The organism is Donghicola tyrosinivorans (assembly GCF_003003355.1).
In the GTDB taxonomy this organism is placed as follows: domain Bacteria; phylum Pseudomonadota; class Alphaproteobacteria; order Rhodobacterales; family Rhodobacteraceae; genus Donghicola; species Donghicola tyrosinivorans.
This window is the reverse complement of record NZ_PVTQ01000009.1, coordinates 42,343-61,736: the sequence shown is the minus strand read 5'-3', so window position 1 is coordinate 61,736 and position 19,394 is coordinate 42,343. Positions and strand designations below refer to the sequence as shown.

The 19,394-nt window shown below is 60.7% G+C and carries 17 protein-coding genes; 7 read left to right on the top strand and 10 right to left on the bottom strand.

Going from position 1 to position 19,394, the window contains the following annotated elements; translation table 11 throughout:
• Positions 1-66: 66 nt before the first annotated feature.
• The 4 genes from CLV74_RS13250 to CLV74_RS13235 form a co-directional block, all read right to left on the bottom strand.
• Positions 67-840: a crotonase/enoyl-CoA hydratase family protein gene (locus tag CLV74_RS13250; protein ID WP_106265555.1), complete on the bottom strand. Its 774-nt coding sequence runs from the start codon at positions 838-840 to the stop codon at positions 67-69.
• 314 nt (positions 841-1,154) lie between these two features.
• Complete coding sequence (locus CLV74_RS13245; protein WP_106265553.1) at positions 1,155-2,693, bottom strand: tripartite tricarboxylate transporter permease; 1,539 nt, start codon at positions 2,691-2,693, stop codon at positions 1,155-1,157.
• A gap of 12 nt (positions 2,694-2,705) precedes the next feature.
• Positions 2,706-3,137 carry a tripartite tricarboxylate transporter TctB family protein gene (locus tag CLV74_RS13240; RefSeq protein WP_106265551.1) on the bottom strand — a complete coding sequence of 144 codons (432 nt, stop codon included), beginning with the start codon at positions 3,135-3,137 and terminating at the stop codon, positions 2,706-2,708.
• 110 nt (positions 3,138-3,247) lie between these two features.
• Positions 3,248-4,228 (bottom strand): Bug family tripartite tricarboxylate transporter substrate binding protein, encoded by a 981-nt coding sequence (locus CLV74_RS13235; protein WP_106265549.1) that lies wholly within the window; start codon positions 4,226-4,228, stop codon positions 3,248-3,250.
• Between the two features lie 183 nt (positions 4,229-4,411).
• On the opposite strand from CLV74_RS13235, the gene CLV74_RS13230 reads away from it, so the two are divergent.
• Genes CLV74_RS13230 through CLV74_RS13220 form a run of 3 tightly spaced genes read left to right on the top strand, consistent with a single transcriptional unit; the run spans position 4,412 to position 7,492 of the window.
• A complete protein-coding gene (locus CLV74_RS13230) occupies positions 4,412-5,083 on the top strand; it encodes a response regulator transcription factor (RefSeq protein ID WP_106265547.1) in 672 nt (223 codons plus the stop codon).
• The gene (locus CLV74_RS13225) at positions 5,076-6,461 is read left to right on the top strand and encodes a sensor histidine kinase (RefSeq protein WP_106265545.1); all 1,386 of its coding nucleotides are present in this window, start codon (positions 5,076-5,078) and stop codon (positions 6,459-6,461) included. Before CLV74_RS13230 ends, CLV74_RS13225 begins: the two co-directional genes overlap by 8 nt.
• Positions 6,458-7,492, top strand: a complete 1,035-nt coding sequence (locus CLV74_RS13220) for an ABC transporter substrate-binding protein (RefSeq protein ID WP_106265543.1) — start codon at positions 6,458-6,460, stop codon at positions 7,490-7,492. Before CLV74_RS13225 ends, CLV74_RS13220 begins: the two co-directional genes overlap by 4 nt.
• A 73-nt stretch (positions 7,493-7,565) precedes the next feature.
• Here CLV74_RS13220 and CLV74_RS13215 read toward each other — a convergent pair whose 3' ends face one another.
• The 4 genes from CLV74_RS13215 to CLV74_RS13200 form a co-directional block, all read right to left on the bottom strand.
• Complete coding sequence (locus CLV74_RS13215) at positions 7,566-7,907, bottom strand: DUF779 domain-containing protein (RefSeq protein WP_106265541.1); 342 nt, start codon at positions 7,905-7,907, stop codon at positions 7,566-7,568.
• A gap of 71 nt (positions 7,908-7,978) precedes the next feature.
• Positions 7,979-9,502 carry an aldehyde dehydrogenase gene (adh, locus tag CLV74_RS13210; protein WP_106265539.1) on the bottom strand — a complete coding sequence of 508 codons (1,524 nt, stop codon included), beginning with the start codon at positions 9,500-9,502 and terminating at the stop codon, positions 7,979-7,981.
• Positions 9,503-9,628: 126 nt separating this feature from the next.
• Entirely contained in the window at positions 9,629-10,594 is a 966-nt protein-coding gene (locus tag CLV74_RS13205; RefSeq protein ID WP_211299050.1) for a GAF domain-containing protein, read from the bottom strand.
• A gap of 137 nt (positions 10,595-10,731) precedes the next feature.
• Positions 10,732-13,113, bottom strand: a complete 2,382-nt coding sequence (locus tag CLV74_RS13200) for a mechanosensitive ion channel domain-containing protein (protein ID WP_106265537.1) — start codon at positions 13,111-13,113, stop codon at positions 10,732-10,734.
• Between the two features lie 273 nt (positions 13,114-13,386).
• Here CLV74_RS13200 and CLV74_RS13195 point away from each other — a divergent pair, with 273 nt between their 5' ends.
• Genes CLV74_RS13195 through CLV74_RS13180 form a run of 4 tightly spaced genes read left to right on the top strand, consistent with a single transcriptional unit; the run spans position 13,387 to position 17,514 of the window.
• On the top strand, positions 13,387-14,022 hold the full coding sequence (locus CLV74_RS13195) for a CDP-alcohol phosphatidyltransferase family protein (protein ID WP_106265535.1): 636 nt from the start codon (positions 13,387-13,389) through the stop codon (positions 14,020-14,022).
• On the top strand, positions 14,022-15,221 hold the full coding sequence (locus CLV74_RS13190) for an ABC transporter substrate-binding protein (protein ID WP_106265533.1): 1,200 nt from the start codon (positions 14,022-14,024) through the stop codon (positions 15,219-15,221). The genes CLV74_RS13195 and CLV74_RS13190 overlap by 1 nt, the downstream gene beginning before the upstream one ends.
• Positions 15,194-16,891: an ABC transporter permease gene (locus tag CLV74_RS13185; protein WP_106265531.1), complete on the top strand. Its 1,698-nt coding sequence runs from the start codon at positions 15,194-15,196 to the stop codon at positions 16,889-16,891. Before CLV74_RS13190 ends, CLV74_RS13185 begins: the two co-directional genes overlap by 28 nt.
• The gene (locus tag CLV74_RS13180) at positions 16,891-17,514 is read left to right on the top strand and encodes an ATP-binding cassette domain-containing protein (RefSeq protein ID WP_106265529.1); all 624 of its coding nucleotides are present in this window, start codon (positions 16,891-16,893) and stop codon (positions 17,512-17,514) included. Before CLV74_RS13185 ends, CLV74_RS13180 begins: the two co-directional genes overlap by 1 nt.
• Here the strand turns inward: CLV74_RS13180 and choV are convergent.
• Entirely contained in the window at positions 17,511-18,542 is a 1,032-nt protein-coding gene (gene choV, locus CLV74_RS13175; protein WP_106265528.1) for a choline ABC transporter ATP-binding protein, read from the bottom strand. The two genes, CLV74_RS13180 and choV, sit on opposite strands and share 4 nt — an antisense overlap.
• On the bottom strand, positions 18,539-19,378 hold the full coding sequence (gene choW, locus CLV74_RS13170) for a choline ABC transporter permease subunit (RefSeq protein WP_106265526.1): 840 nt from the start codon (positions 19,376-19,378) through the stop codon (positions 18,539-18,541). Before choW ends, choV begins: the two co-directional genes overlap by 4 nt.
• Between the last annotated feature and the right edge of the window lie 16 nt (positions 19,379-19,394).

The following is a 19,394-nucleotide window of genomic DNA, read 5'->3' as shown; positions in this document are numbered from 1 at the left end:
TGTTCTGTGAATGAACGATCTTGTCTCGTGCGCCATCCTCCGTGGCGCACAAAGCTGATATAGCCCTTATCGGAACTCGGGCGCGCGTTTTTCGAGGAAGGCTTTCAGCCCCTCTTCCGCGTCGCGGCTGGTCTGGCTGACCGCCGCACAAAGGCTTTCGGTAAACAGACCGTCTGCCTTCGACATATCGTTGATCCGGCTGATCGCCTGGATCATCATATAATTAGATAGCGATGCGTTTTTGGCGATCTTGGCGGCCAGTTTGCATGCCAGCGGCAGTGCCTCGCCCTCGCCTACTGCGTAGTGGGTCAGGCCAAGGGCCAGCCCTTCTTCGGTGTTGTATTTGCGACCGGTCAGCATCATCTCGCACATACGGTCCGCGCCGATGATGCGCCCGATACGCACAGTCGCGCCGCCACCCACGAAGATGCCGCGCATCCCTTCGGGCAGCTGGAAAATCGTGCCCGGCTCGGCGATGCGCACATGGGTGCTGGCCGCCATTTCCAAACCGCCGCCGATCACCGCTCCGAACATCGCGCTGATCACCGGAAGACCCGAGAACTGGATCTGGTCCATCACCCGATGCCAATTGCGGCTGTGGCGCATTGTGCCTTCGGCATCGCGGGCCACATGTTCAGACAAATCCAGACCCGAGCAATAATGCCCTTCGGTGCCGGTCATGATCACCACCCGCACGCCCTCGGGGGGCGCCGCGAAGAAGGTGTCGATCTGCTCCAGCAGCTCATCGCACATAGCGTTGCGCTTGCCCGGACGGTTCATGGTCAGGGTGGCTACGGGGCCGTCAATCTCGACCTTCAGGATATCGGTGGTGTTGGTCATCAAAGTCTTTCCGTCTGCGTGGCACATGGCGCGATTAAAAACACCTTGCCCCTTTTGGCTAGCAGAATGGGATAAACGGAACTGTTGTGTCAACAAACATTTTCCTTGGAAACTAAATTCTTGGAAACAGAAATGCTGCGTGTGAACAGGCGTCTTTTCAACGTGTTACTCTGGCTGTTTGCGGTATCACTGCGCATGTGCAGAAAATTTTCGTCTGGCGTGTTGTCGTCGGCCCCTCGAAAGGGCGCGCCATGAAAAAAAGCCCCCAACCTTGCGGTTGGGGGCCTCGTGAGTGGTGGTAAAGTAAGGACTGATCAGTCCGAAATCGCGCCTTCTTCGTCGCGGCGCTGGCGCATTTTGCCCTTCACGACGCGGCCGAACACCATCGGCAGGATGAAGCCGATAATCGCCACGGCCCAAAGACCGATTGCCAGCGGGCTGTCAAAGAGGGTGAACCAGTTGCCGTTGTCGATGGTGATCGCGCGGCGCAGGTTGGCCTCCATGGAATTGCCCAGAAGCGTACCCAGAATGATCGGAACCAGCGGCACGTCCAGCTTGCGCAGCACCCAGCCCATCACACCGAAGCCGATCATCACCAGCAGGTCAAAGGACGAACCCGAGATGCCGTAGATGCCCACAAAGCTGACCATGGCCACAATCGGCATCAGAATGCGCGGGGGAACCATCAGCAGGCGGGTGAAGAGGCCCACCATCGGGATGTTCAGAGCCAGCAGCATGAAGTTGGCGATGAACAGCGCGGCAATCAGGCCCCAGACCACATCGGGGTTCTGGCTGAACAGCAGCGGACCGGGAGTGATGTTCAGCGACAGCAGAACCGCCAGCAGAACCGCCGTGGTGCCCGAACCGGGAACACCCAGCGCTAGCATTGGCACCAGTGCGCCACCCGCAGCCGCGTTGTTGCCAGCCTCGGGGGCAGCCACACCGCGCGGATCGCCTTTGCCAAAGGTACCCTCTTTGTCCACCAGACGCTTTTCCATCGAGTAGCTGATGAACGATCCCAGCGAGGCACCCGCGCCGGGCAGAACGCCCGCAAGGAAACCCAGCAGAGAGGTACGCAGCATGGTGGGGGTACACTGCTTGATCATCGACATCGGCGGCGTCAGGCGGCCGATCTGCAACTGACGGCTGTCGGCGTTTGCGTTTCCATGACGCTCTTCAAGGAAGATGAACACTTCGGACAGAGCAAACAGACCCACGATCGCCACAAGGAAATCCAGACCGTCGTAGAGGTGCACTTCGCCAAAGGTAAAGCGCGGCACGCCGGTTTGGGTGTCCACACCAACCATCGCCAGACCAAGACCCAGCGCGGCAGCAAAGGCCGATTTCGCCTGATTGGTCGAACTGACACCACCAAGGGTCATGAACGCCAGTGCAAACAGGGCAAAGTATTCCGCAGGGCCGAACAGCAGGGCGATTTTCACCAGCTGCGGTGCCAGCAGGATCAGACCCCAAGTAGCAAAGAACGCGCCGACGAAGGATGCGATACCCGAAAGGCTCAGGGCCTCGCCGGCCATGCCCTTCTTGGCCATCGGGTAGCCGTCCAGACAGGTCATCATCGCGGGCTCGTCACCCGGAATGTTCAGCAGGATCGAGCTGATACGGCCACCGTACATCGCGCCATAGTAAACGCTGGTCAGCAGGATCAGCGCAGGCGTCGCGCCAAGACCAAGGGTAAAGGCCAGCGGGATCAGGATAGCCACGCCATTCGACGGCCCAAGGCCGGGCAGCGCGCCCATGATGGTGCCCAGAAAACAGCCCAGAAGCGCCAGCAGCAGGTTTTGCCAGGTCAGGGCGATCAGAAAGCCGTCACCAAGCGAAGACAGGAGTTCCATGCGTAATCCTCCTTAGAAACCCAGCGGGCCACGGGCCAGCGACAGGCCCAGAACCAGATGGAAAATGACATAAATACCGACCGAGGTGCCGACGCCGGTGGCAATCGCGCCAAGGACCGTCGATCCCAGACGCCACGCCAGATAGGTCGCAGCCAAAGCGGTGGCAAAGACAAAGCCGATCACCGGCAGGAACTGGGCATAAAGCACCATAACAACCACGGCCGCCGCGATTTCCGCCAGACGGGCGAAGGGGGGCCAATGGGGTTCTTGATCGGGTTTGATCGCGATCACCAAGGAGCTCAGTCCTAGAACGGTGGCGATGATCAGGGGAAAGGCTTTGGGGCCAACAGCATCCGACAGAAAACTTTCTTCGATTGCGAAGGCCGCCATAGCGTAGCCGATCGCAAGAAGAACGCCGAAGATGCCGAAGATACGATCACTCATTAGGGATCTCCTGAAACGGCATTGTATTTGGGGGGTATGAAAGTAGGGGCGCCGCTATGAAGGGGAGAGAGCGGCGCCCCTTAAGATCTACACAGGGGGACTGCGTAGAATTACTTGATGATGCCGATCTCGCGCGAGATGTTCTGGATCTGAGCAACCGACTCGCTCACGAACTTCTCGAAATCTGCACCCTGCAGGTCCAGCGGCGCCAGACCGTTTGCGGCCATGATCTCTTTCCACTCGGGCGATGCGTACAGCGCCGAGATGTTGCCGACCCATGCGTCATAAGCTTCGTCGCTCATGCCACCGGGAGCGTAGAAACCACGCCAGTTTGCGCCAATCGCGTCAACGCCCTGCTCTTTTGCGGTCGGGAAGTCGGCGAATTCGCCACCCAGACGCTCGGGCGACAGAACTGCGATGACTTTCAGGTCGCCGCTGTCAACAAAGCCTTTGGCTTCCGAGATGTCACCGGTGAATGCCTGAACCGAACCGGCCAGCAGCTGGGTTACAGCTTCGCCGCCGCCATCGAACGCGATGTACTTGACCTTACGCACGTCTTCGACGCCGTAGGCATTCGCTGCGATCAAAACCTTCAGGTGGTCCCAGCCGCCAACAGCCGAACCGCCAGCAACCGACACCGAGGTGGGGTCATTTTTGATCATGTCCAGCAGCGCGGGAAGGGTGGTGATTTCGCTGTCGGCGGCCACGGCGATCACGCCATAGTCTGCGCCGATCGACGCCAGCCAACGCACCTGGTCCATGGTGTTGCCGGGGTATGCGCCCTGCGCCAGACGAGTCGCGGTTGCCGACGAGGCCGCAACGATCAGGTCGTTGCTGTCGTTACGCTTGTTCACGACTTCGGCGTAGGCAACACCGCCACCGCCACCGGCCAGGTTCACAACCTGCATGGTTTTCTCGATCAAGCCGAGGTCCTGCATCGACTTGCCAACCTGACGGCAGGTGAAGTCCCAGCCACCACCGGGGTTCGCGGGTGCGATGCACTCGGGGCTCTCGGGCTTCCAGCCTTCTGCCGAAGCGGCAAACGCGGACGCACCCAGCATCAGGGCAGCAACAGTTGCTTTAAAGATCATGTCTATCTCCTCCACAGTGATCTTCGCGGATCTCCTCGGATCCGGTCGTTTTTGCCGACATAGCGCTGCATATTTGCAGTCTTCTCGTGTCGGGCTATGAAGGACCACTAACGGGGAAAGCTGTCACCAACCTGTCACCGCGACAGGAAACGCATTTTCTGGGCCGGATGGGGAAAGAAAATTATGCGCATTCTGATCGTCGAAGATGCGGTCGATATGGCCGAGGCCATCGCCATTCGCCTAGGAAAAGCAGGCATGGCGTGCGATCTGGCCGAGTCCTGCGAAAGCGCCGAGGACTTTCTGGCGGTCCAGCGCTACGACGCGATTGTACTGGATATCAACCTTCCGGATCGGGCGGGAACTGAACTGCTTTCAGACATTCGCGGGCGGGGGATTCGCACCCCTGTGTTGATGCTGACGGCGCTATTTTCGGTAGATGATCGGGTCTCGGCGCTGAATTTGGGGGCCGATGACTATCTGGTCAAACCCTTCGATCACCGCGAACTTGAGGCCCGCCTGCGGGCTTTGGTCCGCCGTGAATCCGATCAGAAAACCGATGCGCTGACCCTTGGTCCGCTGAGTTTTTCCCCCGCCACCATGACCGCGCAGATCAACGGGGACCCCGTGGACCTGACCCGCCGCGAAGCCACCCTTCTGGGCCTTTTGCTGCGCGCGAACGGCAACGTTCTAAGCAAAGAGCGGCTTTATGACGGGCTTTTCGCCTTTGACGATGCGGATGTGGGACTGAACGCGATCGAGCTTTACATCGCCCGACTGCGCAAAAAACTGTCTGGCACAGGTGTTCTGATCGAGACCCAGCGCCGCCTGGGCTACCGGATCGCGCTGGATGGCTAGGGCCACACGATCCCTGACCTCGCGCGTGGTTGTCGGGGTTCTGTCGCTGCTGCTGGTCGGGGGCGTGATCGTGGCGATTGCCAGTTTCGCCTATGGGCAACAGGCAGCCAAACAGGCCTATGACCGGCTACTTTTGGGCGCGGCAAGTGACATTGCCGAATCCATCACCATCCTGAACGGCACCCCGATGGCCGATCTGCCAGTCTCGGCGTTTCAGCTGCTGGCGCAGGCCCCCGATGACCGGATCGGCTATGCCGTGCGCGGCCCCGATGAACAACTTCTAACCGGCCACGCCGCTGTCACCTCGGCCCCCGAGCCCCAGCGTCGCCCCTCAAACCAACCGGTCTTCTTCGACGCCACCCTTCAGAATGAGGCCGCCCGCTTTGTCACCATCACCCGCATCTTCGCGGAGCGGGAATTTTCCGGCACGGTCTCGGTCACCGTGGGCCAGACCATGCTGGCCCGCAACGCCATGGCCCTTGGCCTGACACGGGATGCGCTGATCGCCTCGATCCTCGCAGGGCTTGCGCTGATGGTGCTGGCAATTGTGGTGATCCGCAATGCGATGGCGCCACTGGACCGGATCGCATCCGAGCTTTTGGACCGCGACCCCTATGACCTGACGCCAATGGACAACAACGTTCCTGCCGAGGCCGCCGTGATGGTGGACGCCATGAACCGCTTTATGCGCCGTCTGGATCGCCAGATCGGCAGCATGCGCAACCTGATCTCGGACACGGCCCACCAGTTGCGCACCCCAGTGGCCGCCATCCGCACCCAAGCGGAACTGGCCAGCGAGGAAACCGTCCCCGAGGCGCAACGCCTGATGGTTGGCCGCCTTGCCCGCCGGTCTCGGTCCTTGGGTGAACTGCTAGACCAGATGCTGTCCCGCGCACTTGTGATCCACCGCACCGACAGCGCCCCGCGCCGTCCCATCGACTTGCGAGATGTGGCGCTAGAGGTGGTCGAAGCCCGCGATCACGAATTGCTCTCCCCCGGTGCCGAGGTTGAACTGGTCATCGGCCCCGATCCGATCTTCGTGATGGCCGATGAAATATCCTTGACCGAAGCGGCAAAGAACATGTTCAACAACGCCCTGCGCCACGGCACCCCGCCAGTCCGCATCGGCGTCAGCCGTACCGGCACCCGCGCCAGCCTCTGGGTGCAGGACGCAGGACCCGGCCCCACCCCCGAAGTCCTGTCACGCATGGGCCAACGGTTCGAACGCAACGCCGCCTCCAAAGGGCAAAGCGCAGGTCTCGGCCTTTCCATCGTCCGTGCCGTGGCCGAGGCATTCGAGGGCGATTTAACCATGACCCCCACCGATGACGGCTTTCGCGTCAGCCTGACCCTGACCGCCCATGAGGTGCCCGAATGATCCGCGCTGCCGCCCTTCTGCTGGCCCTCGCCGTCCCAGCCACCGCGCAAGAGGCCGTCGCCACCTATGGCACCGGCCCGACTGCGCTGATGTTCCGGTCCACCACGGATATCGCCGTCCTTGGACCCACGATCCAGGCCTTCACAGAGGCCAACCCCGACATCACCGTCACCTATGAGCAATGGGGGTCAAACGCCCTTTACAAACTTACGCTGGACGGCTGCCAAACGGGGGATAATCCCGCCGATGCGGTCCTGTCGTCCGGCGTCCACCAGATGGTCGAACTGGTCAATATTGCCTGCGCCCGCCCCTATCGCTCCAGCCTCACGGAAACCCTCTCGTCCGAACGGATCTGGCGCAATGAACTCTGGGGCATCACCCGCGAACCTGCGGTCATGCTCTACAACACCGATCTGGTCCCCCCCGAAGAGGTTCCCCGCACCCGCTTCCAGCTTCTGGACCTGATGCGCCAGCAAAACCCGCGCTACCAGAACCGCATCGCCACCTATGACATCGAGGCTTCCGGTCTGGGCTACCTCTTGGCCTTCTCCGACAGCATCGAGGCCAGCACCTTCGGCGGTCTTTTAGAAGGTTTCAGCCGCACGGACGCCATCGCCACCTGCTGCTCGGCCGAGATCATCAAAGGCGTGGCCGAAGGGCGCTATCTCTTGGCCTATAACGTGCTTGGCTCCTACGTCAGCACCCAGACCAACGACAAAATCGGCGTGATCCTGCCCGAGGATTACACGCTCTTTCTCTCCCGCGCCTTCATGATCCCGAAGAACGCTCCGAACCCGATCGCCGCCAGCCGCCTCTTGGATTTCCTGCTCTCGGACGCGGGCAAGGCACAGCTTTTCATGAGCGGCCTTGAATGGCAGCGCGACGAAGACGAAAGCGGCCTACCCGCCAGTTCGGAACGCTCGATCCGGCTCGAGCCGATGCTACTGGTGGCCCGCGACCAACAAAGGCGCAGCCTCTTCATCACCCAATGGCGTCTCACCTTCGGCGCCCCCCGTTTTCTAACCCCATAAAAACAAAGAAAGGCGCAGACCGGAGAGGTGGTCTACGCCTTCTTTTTTAGCCAGCTGGATGGAATACGGGGAGTCAGCTGGCACAGAGCGTCGAGCGGGTGAGGAAGCGTTGCTCGCGCCCATTATCAAGGCTGAACATACCCCCACGGCCCTTCACCACATCGATGATCAGATCCGTATGCATCCACACTTCGAACTGGGTCTCCGAAATGTAAAAGGGCATGCCGCCAATTTCTCCCATTTGAATGTCGTTCACACCCAGTTTGAAATCCCCCTGCGCGTAACACATCGGGGACGAGCCATCGCAACATCCGCCCGATTGGTGAAACATCACCGGACCGTGGTCTTCCACGATCTCGGCCAACAGTTTCAGCGCTGCAGGAGTGGCAGAAACCTTGTCATAGACTTTGGTCATCTCCGCCTCTTTCATCTTGGTGAAAATACCTCGGGGGGTCCGGGGGGCAGCGCCCCCCGGCCTTGGGTCTCTTAGAAGAAGCCCAGTTTCTTGGGGCTGTAGCTGACCAGCATGTTCTTGGTCTGCTGGTAGTGGTCCAGCATCATCTTGTGGGTCTCGCGGCCGATACCCGACTGCTTGTAGCCACCGAACGCCGCGTGTGCGGGGTACGCGTGGTAGCAGTTGGTCCAGACGCGGCCCGCCTGAATGGCACGACCAAAGCGGTAGCAGGTGTTCGCATCACGCGACCATACGCCGGCACCCAGACCGAACATGGTGTCGTTCGCAATCGACAGCGCCTCGTCGGCATCTTTGAAGGTGGTCACAGACACAACCGGGCCAAAGATCTCTTCCTGGAAGATGCGCATCTTGTTGTGGCCCTTCATGACGGTCGGCTTCACGTAGTAGCCGTCTGCCAGATCGCCGCCCAGAACGTTGCGCTCACCACCGATCAGAACTTCTGCACCTTCCTGACGGCCGATGTCGAAGTAACCAAGGATCTTCTCCATCTGCTCGTTCGACGCCTGCGCACCGATCATGGTGGCGGGGTTCAGCGGATCACCCTGAACGATGGCGTCAACGCGGGCCAGAGCACGCTCCATGAAGCGGTCATAGATCGATTCGTGGATCAGTGCGCGGCTGGGGCAGGTGCAGACTTCGCCCTGGTTCAGCGCGAACATCACGAAGCCTTCGATCGCTTTGTCGAAGAAATCATCGTCAGCGCGTGCCACGTCTTCGAAGAAGATGTTCGGCGACTTGCCGCCCAGTTCCAGCGTGACGGGGATCAGGTTCTCCGATGCGTACTGCATGATCAGACGACCGGTGCTGGTTTCACCGGTGAAGGCGATCTTGGCGATGCGCTTGGACTGTGCCAGCGGCTTGCCTGCTTCCAGACCAAAGCCGTTTACGACGTTCAGAACGCCTGCGGGCACAACGTCTGCGATCAGTTCGCACAGAACCATGATCGCTGCGGGGGTCTGCTCTGCGGGCTTCAGAACCACACAGTTACCACCGGCCAGTGCAGGTGCCAGTTTCCAGCACGCCATCAGCAGCGGGAAGTTCCAGGGAATGATCTGACCAACAACGCCCAGAGGCTCGTGGAAGTGGTAGGCAACGGTGTCCGAGTCGATTTCCGACAGGGCGCCTTCCTGAGCGCGCAGAACGCCAGCAAAGTAGCGGAAGTGGTCGATCGCCAGCGGCAGGTCAGCGGCCATGGTTTCACGGATCGGCTTACCGTTGTCCCAGGTTTCGCAGGTTGCCAGCAGCTCGATGTTTTCTTCCATGATGTCTGCGATTTTCAGCAGAACAGCTGCGCGTGCGGCGGGGGCAGTGTGGCCCCATGCGTCTTTTGCGGCGTGTGCGGCGTCCAGTGCCGCTTCGATGTCGCCCTCGTCCGAGCGAGCGATTTCACAGATCTTGCCACCGGTGATGGGGCTGCCGTTGTCAAAGTAACGGCCGTTGCGGGGTGCAACAAACTGACCGCCGATGAAGTTGTCATAACGCTCTTTAAAGGGCGAAACGCGTGCAGCGGTACCGGCTTGAGCCATCTCGTTCATGGATAGTCCTCCTCATGTGACCCGGTATCCTCCGACCGGGATTGAGGGGACGATGCCCACCCTTTTGATCCAGCGCATCCCCACCAAAGTCGCAGCTTTCGGGGGACTGTCTCAGGGCTGAGACAGTCAGTGAGACTTTTCGGAAATTCCCAGACGCTTCATCCGGCGATACATGGTCGCCCGACCGATTCCCAAGGCCTTTGCCGCCTGAGTCACGTTGCCATCGGCACGGGAAAGGGCCCGCATGACCGCAGCGCGCTCGGCTCCTTCGAATCCTTTTTGGGAATCATCGTCGCGTCCCAGCACGTCCACGGCGGGCAGCGGACGCAGAATTCCCTCACTGGGCAGGTCCAACGTCAGACGGGCCTGACGGGTTGCGCCGATGACCAGATCATCCTGATCCACGGCCAACAAGGAATTGGCACGGGTGTCGCCTTCACCAGCCATGACGATGCGGGCTTTGGGGAAGGTCGCACGGAAGCAGTCAGCCTCGATCTGGCGGGCGGTTTGTTCCACCATCGCCGCGATCAGCTGGTTAAAGCCTTCGGTCTGGTCCGACCGCGCCGAGGACACATCCAGCGCCCCCAACAGCTGCCCCTGCGGGCCAAAGATCGGCGCGTCCATGCAGCTAAGACCGATGTTACGGGCGATGAAGTGATCGTCTCGGTGGATCGTGACGCGGCGACGCTCGGCCAGACAGGTGCCGATGCCATTGGTGCCTTCGGCCTCTTCCGACCAGTTATTTCCTGCCCACAGGCCCCAGTTCTGAAAGGTATCCGCATCGCCATCACCGCAGCGGTGCTGCAGCACGATCCCTTGCGCGTCCGTTAGCAGGACCGCACAGCCCGACTGGCCGACCAGATCGAACAGGTTGTCGATGCGGCTTTCGGCGCTGCGTATGAAGGACTCGTTCGCCTCTAGCAGGGGGCGCAATTCGCGCTGGGTCAGACGCTGGGGCGCACGGCCCGTGGCTGGATCAATGCCGTGACGCACCAAGGATCGCCGCCAAGACGCCGCCAGCCGCGACCGTGCCGCAGCCGAGCCGGACTCCGCCACCGACAACACCCGATCCGTATGTTCACGAAAATCCATAACCATCACTCCTCCCCGCAGGCTGGCAGACTGCTTCCCCAAGCCATGTGCCAGCGCGCACATTCTTTCGCAGCAGCAAAAAGCCCGCAAGGATTGAATCCCTGCGGGCCATTGTCCGTTAGTCTTAGAGACACGCCTTAGCGCATGTCTCCGTCCGGTCCATCGCCCGGATTCGTGTCGGATTGCGCCGGAATGTCCCTGCTTTTCGGACGATCCGACTTGGCCGGAGCATCTTCGCGGGTTGTTTCGCGGGCCGTCCCTTCGATCAGCTTTTCTTCCATTTTTACCCGAACCGGCTGGCTTTCGCCTGCTTTGCTCTCGGCAAAGGTGAGGGTCTGGTAGGGATAAGGGATCTCGATCCCGCGCTCGTCAAAGATGCGTTTGACGATCTCGTTGTAGGCGCGTCCAATGTTCCACTGATCACCTGGATAGCACTTGATCTTGCTGCGCAGGATAATCGCGCTGTCGCCGAAGGTGTTCAGGCCCGACCACTCCATATCGCCCATGATCTTGGCGCGATGTTCTGGATCGGCGACCAGTTCTTCAAAGGCGGCGAACATGGCGTCTTTCACGTCGGACACGCTTTCACGGTAGGCGACACCCATATCGCAGACGAAATAGCCGTAGTCCTTCATGAAGTTCGACACCATGTCCACGCTGCTGAAGGGGATCATGTGATAGGCCCCTTGATAGTCGCGCAGACTGACCGAGCGGATGGTCAGCTTTTCCACCACGCCGGTGGTGCCGTTCAGGGTGATCACATCACCCACGTTAATGACGCCTTCGAACTGGATGAAGATACCGGTGATGATATCCTGCACCATCTTCTGCGAGCCAAAGCCGATCGCCAGACCCAGCACACCGGCCGAGGCCAGCAGAGGCGCGATGTCCAGACCGATTTCGGCCAGAACGAACATCAGGGTTATGATGACCAATGCGATGGTTGCCGCGTTGCGCAGCAGGGTCAGCAGCGTGGTCTCGCGGCTGGTCGGAACGCTGCCCCATTCGGGGTTCAGGCGGTAATCCACCCAGCTGCTCAGCGCCAGCCAGATCCCAGTCGAGACGATCAGGATGAACAGGACACTGACAACGGTTCCCGACACTCTCGCGCCGAACTCGCTGGCCAGTAGCGCACCAAGGCTCAAGACACCCAGAGCATTTAGTGCGAACAGGATCACAAACAGAATGATCAGCGCCCGCACCGCCATCAACAACTTGGGCACAAAGGCGTTCAGGCGACCTTCAAGCGCGGGCAGCTTTTCCTTGATCGTATCGGGCAGCGAAATGCCCTTGCGCACGATCCGCGTCATCGCACCCGAGGCGATGATCCCGATCAGCACCACCAGCGCCACTTGGGCCGAGTTCACAAAAGTTGTGAAAACCACATTGCTGGAACGGGTCATCACGATCACAAAGACGCCCGCCAGATACAGCAGCACCGGCCAGTGCCAGTTGCGCGCCAGAACACGGGCGGCGCCTCGGGGGGCCAGTTCCTCGTCCTGTCCCAGCAGCCAGCTTGCCACGTCGCCGCGCTTACGCAGAACGGTGAAGATGGTGATCAGCAGCACCAGTAGCGCCAGAACCAGCGTCGCCGCACGGCCCGCTGCAAATGACACATCGCCATTGATCACAGGGATCACCAGCAGTTGGCCATAGCCGATCAAACCGATCAGCAGGCTCAGACGACGCGCGGTGAACTTGGCCCCTGTGTCGCTAAGCGGCAGGATACGCAACGCGCTGGACGCGGGCGAGAAGACCATGCGGACCACGACCTTGATCAGCTCGACCAGAACAAAAGCGTTCAGATAAAGGGTCTGGCGGATGCCGATCTCGCCAAAGCTGCCAAAGACCGTCAGGGCCAGAATATAGCCCACCAGCCACGCGACCAGAACGTTCAGAACATCCACCACGCCCGAGAACATGAACAGGCCGACCGTCCGAAGGAAGCGGCTCTCGGCGGCTTTAGCGCCAAGACGGGCGTAGAACGCTTGTGCCACGCCCCGCAGCACAAGGAAGACACCAACCGTTGCGACGATCAGCAGACCCAGATCACGAAAGGCATCGGTCAGCACAACGCTATCGGTGCCGCCCAAGGCACTAAGGTTGCTTAGCGAACGGACGGTCTGTTTCCACGTTTGCTGGACCTCCTGAATGATGTCCTCGGCGAAAACCTTGGTAAAGGTCGCGATCTGACGCCCGACCGAGACATCGTCACTTACCGCGCTGGCCGCTTCGGTTGCGGCTGCTTCAACGGCAGTATCGGCACTGGGTCCTTCGGCACTTTCTGACGCGGGCGCAACGGTGGCATCATCCAGACTGCGCAGCGCGTCAATCAGCTTGGCGCGGGTCGCGTCATCTTGAAGAACGTCGATCAGTTTATCGGTCTGGGTCTGTTCAGCGGGGGTTTCGGTGGCCGTTGCCGTAGCATCCTGCGCCAGCGCCCCATGGCCTGAAACCGTTCCGAAAAGCAGGGCAAGCGCCAGCATCAGGGCGGTCATCAAAGTCTGAAGTCGGATCATATCTGGAAGATCTTCCTGTCGTTTATTGGCCTCGGCTGCATTGCTTAAACGCAGCACCGAAGCATCGAATTGCCTTCGTCCTACCCGATTGGCGGACAAAGTGGATCACTTGACCTACGTCTTCCCTGACGGAAAGTTCCCGAAAAGTACCATTTTCAGAACTGTTATTAACACTTTCGGCTTTTCACAAGGCAATCACGTTCTTGTAGAGATGCTGTAGCAATGCAAATTGGCGGGTGACAAAGCCCTGATCTTACGAACATTTTATGCCCCATGTTTGACGCCGCCATACGCCCTCTGATCGACCCTGCCTTGAACCGCATGGGCCACGCCCTTGCGGGGCGCGGTGTCAGTGCAAATGGGGTGACGCTTGCAGGTCTGGCGCTAGGGTTGACCTCGGCTGCGCTGATCGCGCTGGGGATGACCGGCGCGGCACTGATGCTGTTGCTGGCCAGCCGCTTGGCCGACGGGCTGGACGGAGCCGTTGCCCGCGCCAGCCGCAAAACCGACTTTGGCGGCTATCTGGATATCACCTGTGATTTCCTGTTCTACGGCGCTGTGCCCCTGGGATTTGTCCTGCTGGACCCCGCACAGAACGGCGCGGCAGGAGCCTTCCTTCTGACCAGTTTCTACGTCAACGGGGCCAGCTTTCTGGGCTACGCCATTCTGGCGGAAAAACACCGGATGCAGACCTCTGCCCGCGGGGCAAAATCGCTCTATTTCACCGGAGGGCTGCTGGAGGGCTTTGAGACCATCGCCTTTTTCGCCCTTCTGTGCCTTTGGCCCGCGGCTTTTCCCGTGGCCGCATGGATTTTTGGATCGCTGTGCTTTGTCACGGCGCTCTCACGCATATTGCTGGCCCGTCAGGTGTTCGGACCAGACAAGACAGACACTTCTGGAGGATCTTGATGAAACGCATGCTGACGGCCCTTTCGGCCGCTCTTTTCGCCACCACCGCCATGGCGCAACCTGATCCCAGCAATTGGGACGCTGTGTTGAAAGAGGCAAACGGCCAGACCGTTTACTGGAACGCATGGGGCGGCTCGACCACCACCAATGACTTTATCGCGTGGGTCGGGGACCGAGTGGCCGAGGAATATGGCGTCACACTTGAGCATGTGAAACTGACCGACACCGCCGATGCGGTTGCCCGCGTTCTGGCCGAACAGCAAGCCGGCAAGAACGAAGGCGGCGCGGTGGATATCATCTGGATCAACGGGGCCAACTTTGCCTCGATGAAGCGGCAGGATCTGCTGTTCGGCCCCTTCGCGGAACAGCTGCCCAACTGGCAGTTCGTGGATGTGGACGGCAAGACCGTGCAAACCGACTTTACCGTCCCGACCGAGGGTTATGAAAGCCCGTGGGCCATGGCGCAAGTGGTCTTCATGTATGACACCGCAGATATTGAGGCACCGCTGACCTCAATGGACGCAATCCTTGAATGGAGCACCGCGCACCCTGGACGTTTCACCTACCCCCAGCCGCCGGATTTCCTTGGCGCGACCTTCCTGAAGCAGGCGCTTTTGGACCTGACAGATGACGCCGCTGCCCTGTCGCAAGAGGCCACGCCTGAGACATTCGCCAAAGTCTCGGCCCCGCTTTGGGACTATCTGAATACCCTGACCCCGACCCTTTGGCGTGAAGGCAAGGCCTATCCCCAGACCGGCCCGCAGCAGTTGCAGTTGATCAACGACGGCGAGATTGATCTGGCCATCAGCTTCAGCCCGGGCGAGGCCTCGACCGCCATCGCGAACTTCCAACTGCCTGAAACCGTGCGCACCTATGTTCTGGACAAAGGCACCCTTGGAAACGCCAGCTATCTGGCGATCCCTTACAACGCCAATGCGGCGGCAGGGGCGATGGTTATCGCGAACTTCATCCTCTCGCCCGAGGCGCAGGCCCACGGTCTCGACCCGCTGAACCTTGGCTATGGCACCGTACTGGATATGGCGAAACTGTCCGATGACCAGCGCGCTGCCTTCGACCAGATCGAGTTGGGTGTCGCCACCCTGACGCCTGCGCAGCTTGGCACCGCCCTGCCCGAGCCCCATCCCAGCTGGATGACCATGCTGACCGAGGAATGGACCAAGCGCTACGGGGTGCAGTGACCCTGCTGGCGTGGGTGCCCCGCCTGACACTGGCGGCCATGTTGCTGCCGGTGGCTGCGGGGCTATGGGGGGTCTTTGCCCCCCTTTTCGGTTTTATCACCTTAAATGGCGCCAGTGCAGCGCCCATGGCCGATGTGCTGGCGTGGCCCGGTTTGCCCCGCGCCGCTTGGCTGTCGGTGGTGACTGGGGTTGGCTCCACCCTGATCGCCCTAGGGCTCGTCATTCTGATCCTCAGCCAGTTGCACGGCAGCCGCGCATTGATGTGGCTGCGGCGGGCCTTATCGCCGCTGCTGTCGGTCCCTCATGCCTCGGCGGCGTTCGGATTGGCGTTCATGATCGCACCTTCCGGCTGGATTGCCCGCGCAGTTAGCCCTTGGCTGACCGGCTGGGACCGCCCGCCCGACCTTTTGATTTTGAACGACCCCGCGGGCATCGCCCTGACGCTAGGGCTTGCGGTCAAAGAGATGCCCTTCCTTCTGCTGATAGCGCTGGCTGCTTTGGCGCAGACCGATGCCATCCGCAGTCTGGCCGTGGCCCGCAGTCTGGGGCATTCGGGCGCGGGCGCTTGGTTGAAGGTGGTGCTACCGCGCCTTTACGGCCAAATCCGCCTGCCAGTCTATGTGGTGCTGGCCTATGCCATGACCGCCGTGGATATGGCGCTGATCTTGGGGCCGACGACACCATCAACCTTATCCGTGCAAATCCTGCGCTGGATGTCCGATCCCGACCTGACCCTGCGCCTGCAAGGCGCGGCGGGGGCGGTGATCCAACTGGCGCTAGTCATCGCTGCCCTTGCTGCGTGGTTCCTAGCAGAGAAGTTGGTGGGCAAACTCGGCCTTTTGTGGATCACATCAGGCACCCGCAGCCCATGGCTACCCGCCTTGCGGCCCTTGGCAATCGCCGCCGCAGCGACATCAGCCATTGCGGTCTTGGGCGGTCTTGCCAGCCTTGCGGTCTGGTCCTTTGCCGCCCGCTGGCAGTTTCCGGACGCCCTGCCCGAGGCCCTGACCACCCGCACGCTGGACCGGTTTCTGCCGCAGCTTGGCGCCCCACTGGCCGAGACCGCCCTGATCGCCACAACCACAACCCTGATCGCGCTGATCCTATGCATCGGCTGCCTTGAGGCAGGCTATCGCAAGCGCAAACCTCTAGAGGGGCGCGTGATGTGGCTGGTCTATCTACCGCTGCTGATCCCGCAGATCGCGTTCTTGCCGGGCCTGCAAGTGCTGCTGATCAGCGGCGGGCTGACTATGGGACGCTGGGTGGTGATCCTAAGCCATCTGGTCTTTGTGATCCCCTATATTTTCCTCTCCCTGTCGGACCCTTGGCAGGCGTGGAACACCCGCCACGCCACAGTCGCCCATGCGCTAGGCGCCAGCCCCACGCGCGTGCTGTTCGCCATCCGCCTGCCGATGCTGCTGGCTCCGATCCTGACCGCCGCCGCTGTGGGCTTTGCTGTCTCGGTCGGGCAATATCTGCCGACCCTCTTGGCCGGCGGGGGCCGCATTGCCACCCTGACCACCGAGGCAGTCGCCCTAGCCTCAGGCGGGGATCGCCGCGCCATCGGGGTCTACGGGATCGCCTTGACCTTGGCGGCCCTACTGCCCTTTGCCCTTGCGCTGGCCCTGCCGCGCATCCTTTACGCCAACCGCCGTGGAACCCACCCCTGATGCTGCATCTCCAGAACCTGACCATCACCCTTGGCCAGCGCCTGATCGCGCAGGTGGATACCACCGTGCACGGGGGCGAGGTGCTGACGATCATGGGGCCATCAGGTTCGGGCAAGTCAACGCTGCTGGCGGCCATCACCGGCACGTTGGACCCCGCCTTCGCCCAACAAGGGCGGATCATTCTGGACGGGCAGGATATCACCGCCCTGCCGACCGAGGCGCGCCGCATCGGTATCCTGTTCCAAGACGACCTGCTGTTTCCGCATCTAAGCGTCGGGCAGAACCTTGCCTTTGGCCTGCCGAAAGGCGGCAACCGGAAAGAGCGTCATAAGACCATCGAAACCGCCCTGAGGGACGTCGGGCTTCAGGGCTTTGCCAACCGCGATCCAGCCACCCTCTCAGGCGGGCAAAAGGCGCGGGTGGCCTTGATGCGGATGCTGCTTAGCCAGCCAAAGGCGTTGCTGCTGGATGAGGCGTTCAGCGGTTTGGATGCGGACCTGCGCGAACAGATACGGGCGCTGGTTTTCACCCGCGCCCGCGTCCAGAATTTGCCTGTGGTCATGGTGACCCACGATCCCGCAGATGCCGAAGCCGCCGCAGGACCGGTGATCCACATCGGTTAAGCCGCGCTGCGCGGGTCCACCAGATTCCGCAGAATATCGTCCTTCGTGATCTGGCCGATGATCTGGCCACCTTGCGTGACGTCCAAGGCCCCCTCTTCGCCGGTCATCATCTCCATGACCTTGCCCACGGGGGTTTTGGCATCCACCTGACCAAAGGCCACGCCAGTTGCCGCCGACATGATGTCTTGCGCGCGCAAGACGCCAAGCGGGTTCATGTGGGCCACAAACTCGGTCACATACTCATCCGCAGGCTTCGAGAAGATTTCCTGCGGGGTGCCGCACTGCACGATCCGGCCACCTTCCATGATGGCGATACGGTTGCCGATCTTGAAAGCCTCGTCCAGATCGTGGCTGACGAAGATGATAGTGCGGTTCAGCTTTTGCTGAAGCTCTAGCAGTTCGTCCTGCAACTTGGCGCGGATCAGTGGGTCCAGCGCGCTGAAGGGTTCGTCCATCAGCAGGATCGGCGCGTCGGTGACAAAGGCGCGGGCCAGACCCACACGCTGCTGCATGCCGCCCGACAACTCGCCCACCTTACGATCGGCCCATTGGGACAAGCCCACCAGCTCAAGCTGCTGCTCGACCTTTGCGTCGCGCTCGGCCTTGTCCATGCCGCCCAGTTCCAGACCCAGTTGCACGTTCTCGCGCACGGTGCGCCATGGCAGCAGACCGAACTGCTGGAAGACCATCGCGATCTGACTAAGACGCATCCGGCGCAGGGTCTGTTTGTCAGCATGGGTGATATCGACCATGTTCTGGCCGTCATTCACATGCACCGCCCCGCGCACCACGGGGTTCAAACCGTTCACCGCCCGCAAAAGCGTGGACTTACCCGAGCCAGACAGCCCCATCAGCACCAGAATTTCACCGGTCGCCACATCGAGCGAGCAGTTATGCACGCCAAGCACCTGACCGGTTTCGGTCTGTACTGTACCGCGATCCTTGCCATCATCCATCAGGGGCAGAGCCTTTTCCGGATGAGAGCCGAAGACGATCGAGACGTTATCGAATTGGACTGCCGTGCTCATTTCTTGTCTCCCATGTTCAGGATGCGATCCAGCATGATGGCGACAACCACGATGACAAAGCCGGATTCAAAGCCAAGCTTGGTGTTCACCTGGTTCAGCGCCCGCACAACCGGCACGCCAAGGCCATCCGCGCCCACCAGCGCGGCCACAACCACCATCGAGAGCGACAGCATGATGGTCTGGTTCAGACCGGCCATGATCTGCGGGAACGCGTAGGGAAGCTCGACCTTATACAGCACCTGCTTGGGCGTCGCGCCAAAGGCACGTGCGGCCTCCAAAAGCTGCTGCGGGGTCGAGGAGACACCCAGATAGGTCAGGCGGATCGGTGCGGGCAGTACAAAGATCACCGTCGCGATCAGGCCGGGCACCATGCCGATGCCGAAGAAAACAATAGCAGGGATCAGATACACAAAGGTCGGCAGGGTCTGCATCAGGTCCAGAATGGGCCGCAGATAGCTATACACCTTGGGCCGGTGCGCAGCGTAAATCCCTATGGGCACGCCGACGGCCATACAGACCACACAGGCCGACAGCACCAGCGTGATGCTTTCCGTGGTCTCTTCCCAGTAGTCCTGATTCAGAATGAACAGGAACCCCAAAGTGACAAAGGCACAGACTTTCCAGCTGCGTTGCAAAACCCAGGTCAGCGCGACGAAGGCTGCGATAACGATGAACGGATGGGGCGTTTGCAACACCCAAAGAATGGCATCGATCAGCCACTCCATCGCGTTGGACATCCCTTCGAAAAAGAATTCGGCGTTGTCGCGAAGGAAATCAAAGACGTCTTCGGCCCAAGCCCCTACTGGAATTTTGTTATCTGTCAGCCATTGAAGCATAATTTACCCTTAAGTT

What these genes read in the sequence shown, in the direction of transcription:
- choW (WP_106265526.1), bottom strand. Translation starts at nt 19,378, where the DNA reads ATGCTTCAATGGCTGACAGATAACAAAATTCCAGTAGGGGCTTGGGCC.
- choV (WP_106265528.1), bottom strand. Translation starts at nt 18,542, where the DNA reads ATGAGCACGGCAGTCCAATTCGATAACGTCTCGATCGTCTTCGGCTCT.
- CLV74_RS13195 (WP_106265535.1), top strand. Translation starts at nt 13,387, where the DNA reads ATGTTTGACGCCGCCATACGCCCTCTGATCGACCCTGCCTTGAACCGC.
- CLV74_RS13190 (WP_106265533.1), top strand. Translation starts at nt 14,022, where the DNA reads ATGAAACGCATGCTGACGGCCCTTTCGGCCGCTCTTTTCGCCACCACC.
- CLV74_RS13220 (WP_106265543.1), top strand. Translation starts at nt 6,458, where the DNA reads ATGATCCGCGCTGCCGCCCTTCTGCTGGCCCTCGCCGTCCCAGCCACC.
- CLV74_RS13225 (WP_106265545.1), top strand. Translation starts at nt 5,076, where the DNA reads ATGGCTAGGGCCACACGATCCCTGACCTCGCGCGTGGTTGTCGGGGTT.
- CLV74_RS13215 (WP_106265541.1), bottom strand. Translation starts at nt 7,907, where the DNA reads ATGACCAAAGTCTATGACAAGGTTTCTGCCACTCCTGCAGCGCTGAAA.
- CLV74_RS13245 (WP_106265553.1), bottom strand. Translation starts at nt 2,693, where the DNA reads ATGGAACTCCTGTCTTCGCTTGGTGACGGCTTTCTGATCGCCCTGACC.
- CLV74_RS13180 (WP_106265529.1), top strand. Translation starts at nt 16,891, where the DNA reads ATGCTGCATCTCCAGAACCTGACCATCACCCTTGGCCAGCGCCTGATC.
- CLV74_RS13235 (WP_106265549.1), bottom strand. Translation starts at nt 4,228, where the DNA reads ATGATCTTTAAAGCAACTGTTGCTGCCCTGATGCTGGGTGCGTCCGCG.
- CLV74_RS13200 (WP_106265537.1), bottom strand. Translation starts at nt 13,113, where the DNA reads ATGATCCGACTTCAGACTTTGATGACCGCCCTGATGCTGGCGCTTGCC.
- CLV74_RS13205 (WP_211299050.1), bottom strand. Translation starts at nt 10,594, where the DNA reads ATGGATTTTCGTGAACATACGGATCGGGTGTTGTCGGTGGCGGAGTCC.
- CLV74_RS13185 (WP_106265531.1), top strand. Translation starts at nt 15,194, where the DNA reads ATGGACCAAGCGCTACGGGGTGCAGTGACCCTGCTGGCGTGGGTGCCC.
- CLV74_RS13230 (WP_106265547.1), top strand. Translation starts at nt 4,412, where the DNA reads ATGCGCATTCTGATCGTCGAAGATGCGGTCGATATGGCCGAGGCCATC.
- CLV74_RS13250 (WP_106265555.1), bottom strand. Translation starts at nt 840, where the DNA reads ATGACCAACACCACCGATATCCTGAAGGTCGAGATTGACGGCCCCGTA.
- CLV74_RS13240 (WP_106265551.1), bottom strand. Translation starts at nt 3,137, where the DNA reads ATGAGTGATCGTATCTTCGGCATCTTCGGCGTTCTTCTTGCGATCGGC.
- adh (WP_106265539.1), bottom strand. Translation starts at nt 9,502, where the DNA reads ATGAACGAGATGGCTCAAGCCGGTACCGCTGCACGCGTTTCGCCCTTT.